Here is a 4,962-nt window from a genome sequence, read left to right as displayed (position 1 = left end):
CCCGCCGCTCCGCCACGGCCAGGGCCTTCGCCGCCTGGGCCGTCCGCGAGGAACTGATCGAAGCGGATCCCGCACTCCGGTTGAAAGCGCCGAAACGGGAGAAGTCCCTGCCCGGAGTGCTGCATCAGCAGCAGGTCCTTCGACTCGTCGACGGCGCGGAATCCGCAGCCGCCGAGGGCGGACCCGTGCCATTGCGGAACCGGGCCATGGTAGAGCTCCTGTACGCCACGGGCATCCGGGTCGGCGAACTGGCCGGCCTCGACGTGGACGACCTCGATCCGGACCGCCGGACCCTGCGGGTACTCGGCAAGGGCAACAAGGAACGCACGGTGCCGTACGGCCTGCCCGCGGCGCTCGCCGTCGACGACTGGCTCCGCCGGGGCCGGCCTGCCCTCGCCACGGATACCTCCGGGCCCGCACTCTTCCTCGGCGCCCGCGGCAAACGGGTCGACCAGCGGCAGGTCCGCAGCGTGGTCCACGATCTGCTGGAAGCCCTGGGGGACACCGCCGCCACGGGCCCGCACGCCCTCCGGCACTCCGCCGCCACGCACCTGCTCGACGGCGGGGCCGACCTCAGGGCGGTGCAGGAGATCCTGGGCCACAGCAGCCTGGCCACGACCCAGATCTACACCCATGTCTCGGTCGAGAGGCTCCGGCAGAGCTACCAGCAGGCCCACCCGCGGGCCTGAACCCAGGGCGTCAGGCCGGCCCAGTCGACCGAATTGGACGCATACGGCATGCTGCGCGGCGCGCCGGAGAAGACGCGCCGAATTGCACTGGCGTAATTAGGTGGGGTACGGCAGAATAAGACTCACGCCCGGCAACTTTCAAGTGTTGCTTGAAGCTCTTGAGCATCAAGTCCCACCGAGGAACCGGGCAGTAACTTAATAGTCTGGCAAGGACCACCGGCATCACTACGGACCCGCGCAACAGACAGACATCCAGGCAGAGGTCGTTGGGGAAGACGTACCTACAGCTATGGAGGATGGAATGTCTGTTGCACTGACCCGCGGTGTGTTGTTCGTTCACTCGGCCCCAACTGCCCTGTGCCCCCACGTTGAGTGGGCCATAGGTTCGGTTGTGGACAAGCGGACGGACCTTGAGTGGACTGCTCAGCCAGCAGCGCCCGGAATGTTCCGGGCTGAGCTGTCGTGGACCGGAAATCCGGGCACGGGGGCTCAATTGGCGTCCGCGCTTCGCGGCTGGGCGCACCTGCGCTACGAAGTCACGGAAGAGCCCAGCCAGGGCGTCGATGGCGGCCGCTGGTCGCACACGCCAGAGCTTGGCATCTTCCACGCCGCCACGGACGTGCACGGCAACATCATGGTCTCCGAAGACCGCATCCGCTACGCCTATGAATCCGGCGCCGGCGACCCCTCCGCGGTCTACCATGAGCTTTCCCTGGCCCTCGGCGAAGCCTGGGACGAAGAGCTCGAGCCCTTCCGGCACGCCGCCGAAGGCGCCCCGGTGCGCTGGCTCCACCAGGTCGGCTAGGACTCACGAACCGGGATCCACCGCAACACACCCCCATAGCTGCGCCGAGATGACAGATGGCGGCAATGTTCACGAAGAACATTGCCGCCATCTGTCATCTCGGCGTGCTGCGGGCAGTTGGGGCTAGATGCTCCGCACCGCGATCACGGCGTTGTGGCCGCCGAAGCCGAAGGAGTTGCTCAGCGCCGAGATGCTGCCGGAGGGCAGGTCGCGGGCCGTTGTGACGATGTCGAGCGGGATTTCCGGGTCCTGGTTCTCCAGGTTAATGGTCACCGGCGCCTTGCGGTCGTAGATGGCCATAACGGTCAGCACGGCTTCCACGGCACCGGAGGCGCCCAGCAGGTGCCCCATCTGCGACTTGGTGGCCGAGACTGCGACATCGTCCACGTGCTTGCCCAGCGCGGCCTTGAGGGCCGCGTACTCGGGCTTGTCGCCGACCGGCGTGGACGTGGCGTGGGCGTTGACGTGCACAACGTCTTCGGGCTGGATGCGGCCGTCGAACATGGCGGCCTTCAGCGCGCGGGTGGCGCCGAGACCCTGGGGGTCCGGGGCGGTGATGTGATAGGCGTCGGCGGTGACCGACGTGCCGGCCAGCTCTGCGTAGATCCGGGCACCGCGGGCCAGGGCGTGTTCCTCGGCTTCAAGGACCAGGGCACCGGCGCCTTCGCCCATCACAAAACCGTCGCGGTCACGGTCGTAGGGCCGCGAGGCGTGCTCGGGATCGTCGTTGCGGCGCGAGAGTGCCTGCATGGAGGCGAACGCGGCGATCGGCATCGGGTGGATGGCGGCTTCGGCGCCACCGCAGACGACGACGTCGGCCTTGCCGGAGCGGATCAGGTCCAGGCCCATGTGAACGGCCTCGGTGCCGGACGCGCAGGCGGAGACAGGGGTGTGGGCGCCGGCGCGGGCGCCAAGATCGAGGCTGACCGCCGCGGCCGGGCCGTTGGGCATCAGCATGGGAACAGTCATGGGCAGGACGCGGCGGGGACCCTTTTCGCGCAGGGTGTCCCAGGCATCCAGGAGGGTCCAGACTCCGCCGATGCCGGTGGCGAAGGCCACGGCCAGGCGGTCGTGGTCGATCTCGGTGATACCGGCGTCGGCCCAGGCCTCCCGGGAGGCCACAACGGCGAACTGCGTGGACGGGTCCATGCGCTTGGCTTCGACCCGGCTCAGGACCTCCGTCGCGGGGGTGGACGCGCGGGCGGCAAAGTGGACGGGCAGCTCGTACTTGGCCACCCAGTCGTCCTCAAGCGTGTGCGCGCCGGAGACGCCCTTCAGCGCGTTCTTCCACATCGTGGGGACATCGCCGCCGATGGGTGTGGTGGCACCCAGACCGGTAATGACTACTTTGCGTGCCATGGGATCACTCTCTGTCGGTGCGCCTGCCGTATCCGGGACTTGGGAATGCTAGCCGGGGCCTGCGTTTGAAAAACTGTGGGTTGCTGCTGGGGTGGTGCTGCAAAGGGCGGTCCGGGGGTGCAGTTGCGCCCCCGGACCGGCCGGGGCCGTAATTAGGCCTGTGCGTTTGCGATGAAGCTGACGGCGTCGCCGACGGTCTTGAGGTTCTTGACCTCTTCGTCCGGGATCCGCACGCCGAACTTCTCTTCAGCGTTGACGACGATCGTCATCATCGAGATGGAGTCGATGTCGAGGTCCTCGGTGAAGGACTTGTCCAGTTCGACAGCCTCGGTGGCCAGGCCGGTCTCTTCGTTGACGATTTCAGCCAGGCCGGCCAGGATCTCTTCGTTGCTAGCCATGATGGCTCCTTTTCTTGTTATTGCCGTGGGCTGCCGGTGTGCCGGCAGCTTGGGCGGAAATGACTCAAACCGAGGGTTCGGTTTGCTCTGGGATATGAAGACGGGGAAAAAGGGAAGAGCTTGGGGAAACAGGAACGCCTACGGAAGCACGATCACTTGGGCACCGAAAACCAGTCCGGCACCGAAGCCGATCTGCAGTGCAAGCCCGCCGCTGAGCTGCGGGTTTTCCTGCAGCAGGCGGTGGGTGGCCAGGGGGATGGACGCTGCGGAGGTGTTGCCGGCGTCGGCGATGTCCCGGGCGATGATGACGCTCTCCGGGAGCTTCAGCTTTTTAGCCATCTCGTCGATGATCCGCATGTTCGCCTGGTGCGGGATGAAGGCCGCGAGATCGTCGGCGCTGATGCCGGCAGCGTCCAGCGCCTGCTGGGCCACCTTCGCCATTTCCCAGACTGCCCAGCGGAAGACTGTCTGCCCGTCCTGGCGGAGTGTCGGCCAGACAGCGGCGTCGGTGACGGCGGCTTCCTCGGCGCTCAGCGCACCGCCCTGCTTGCCCGCCGTGGCGAGTTCGCGGAGGTCCAGCATGGAGCCGGTCATGCCGATAGCGTCCCACTTGCTGCCGTCCGAGCCCCACACCGACGGGCCGATGCCCGGGGTGTCGGAGGGGCCGATCACGACGGCGCCCGCGCCGTCGCCGAGCAGGAAGGAGATGGTGCGCTCGGTGTTGTCGATGACGTCCGAGAGCTTTTCCGCGCCGACCACGAGGACGTAGTCGGCCGCGCCGGAGCGGACCAGCGCATCGGCCTGGGCGATGCCGTAGCAGTACCCGGCGCACGCGGCGGAGATGTCAAAGGCCGGGGCCGGCGTCGCGCCGAGGCGGTCGGCGAGGCTGGCGGCTGCGGACGGCGTCGCGTACGGGTGCGTCACAGTGGAGACAATGACGGCGCCGAGCTGGGAGGCGTCGATGCCGGCCTTCTGCAGGGCCTCGCGGGCAGCGCCCTCGGCCATGTCGATGACGCTGACGTCAGCGGGGGCACGATGCCGGGTGATGATGCCGGTGCGCTGGCGGATCCACTCGTCGGAGGAATCGATCCACTGGCAGACGTCATCGTTCGTGACGATCACGCTGGGCCGGTATGCGCCGACTCCCATGACTCGGGTGTTCTCGTGCAGGGGGGCCTGCTTCAACGTGGGCACGCTCATGCCTGTCCTTCCAGTTCTGCGAATAGGGCCAGGGCGGCGGACAGGTCGTCCGGGGTCTTGACGGTCACGGTCTTCACGCCCGGCATGCCGCGCTTCGCGAGTCCGGCGAGCGTTCCGGCCGGAGCCAGTTCGATCACGCCGGTCACGCCGCGCTTCACGAGCGTTTCCATGCAGAGGTCCCAGCGGACCGGGCGGGAAACCTGGGCGATCAGGCTCTCGACGGCGGCGGCACCATCGGTGACTTCCGCGCCGTTGAAGTTGGAGAGCAGGGGGACCTGCGGGTTCCGCGGGTGCAGCGAGGGCCGGAGGGCCCGAAGCGCCGCGACGGCGGGGGACATGTGCGCGGTGTGGAATGCGCCGGCGACCTTGAGCGGGATGACCCGGGCCTTGGCCGGCGGGTTCTCGGCAAGGGCCTTGAGCTGGTCCAGGGTTCCGGCCGCGACGGTCTGGCCGGCGCCGTTGACGTTGGCTGCCGTGGCGCCGCAGGCCTCGATCGCGGCCAGGACCCCGG

At 68.0% G+C, this 4,962-nt stretch carries 6 protein-coding genes; 2 read left to right on the top strand and 4 right to left on the bottom strand.

Annotation, left to right across the window (positions count from 1 at the left end):
• Both K789_RS0119650 and K789_RS0119645 read left to right on the top strand, forming a co-directional pair.
• A partial coding sequence (locus K789_RS0119650) for a tyrosine-type recombinase/integrase (RefSeq protein ID WP_024368244.1) occupies window positions 1–689 on the top strand: 689 nt, incomplete at its 5' end.
• Window positions 690–990: 301 nt separating this feature from the next.
• A complete protein-coding gene (locus tag K789_RS0119645) occupies window positions 991–1,494 on the top strand; it encodes a DUF3145 domain-containing protein (protein WP_024368243.1) in 504 nt (167 codons plus the stop codon).
• Window positions 1,495–1,617: 123 nt separating this feature from the next.
• Here K789_RS0119645 and fabF read toward each other — a convergent pair whose 3' ends face one another.
• The 4 genes from fabF to K789_RS0119625 all read right to left on the bottom strand — a co-directional run.
• Entirely contained in the window at window positions 1,618–2,853 is a 1,236-nt protein-coding gene (gene fabF / locus K789_RS0119640; RefSeq protein ID WP_024368242.1) for a beta-ketoacyl-ACP synthase II, read from the bottom strand.
• 152 nt (window positions 2,854–3,005) lie between these two features.
• On the bottom strand, window positions 3,006–3,251 hold the full coding sequence (locus tag K789_RS0119635; RefSeq protein ID WP_011692310.1) for an acyl carrier protein: 246 nt from the start codon (window positions 3,249–3,251) through the stop codon (window positions 3,006–3,008).
• 138 nt (window positions 3,252–3,389) lie between these two features.
• A complete protein-coding gene (locus K789_RS0119630) occupies window positions 3,390–4,451 on the bottom strand; it encodes a beta-ketoacyl-ACP synthase III (protein ID WP_024368241.1) in 1,062 nt (353 codons plus the stop codon).
• On the bottom strand, window positions 4,448–4,962 hold a 515-nt coding region (locus K789_RS0119625), incomplete at its 5' end, for an ACP S-malonyltransferase (RefSeq protein WP_024368240.1). The genes K789_RS0119630 and K789_RS0119625, both read right to left, overlap by 4 nt.

The organism is Arthrobacter sp. TB 26 (assembly GCF_000427315.1).
In the GTDB taxonomy this organism is placed as follows: domain Bacteria; phylum Actinomycetota; class Actinomycetes; order Actinomycetales; family Micrococcaceae; genus Arthrobacter.
This window is presented reverse-complemented; position numbering and strand designations above follow the sequence as displayed.

What these genes read in the sequence shown, in the direction of transcription:
- K789_RS0119635 (WP_011692310.1), bottom strand. Translation starts at nt 3,251, where the DNA reads ATGGCTAGCAACGAAGAGATCCTGGCCGGCCTGGCTGAAATCGTCAAC.
- K789_RS0119645 (WP_024368243.1), top strand. Translation starts at nt 991, where the DNA reads ATGTCTGTTGCACTGACCCGCGGTGTGTTGTTCGTTCACTCGGCCCCA.
- fabF (WP_024368242.1), bottom strand. Translation starts at nt 2,853, where the DNA reads ATGGCACGCAAAGTAGTCATTACCGGTCTGGGTGCCACCACACCCATC.
- K789_RS0119630 (WP_024368241.1), bottom strand. Translation starts at nt 4,451, where the DNA reads ATGAGCGTGCCCACGTTGAAGCAGGCCCCCCTGCACGAGAACACCCGA.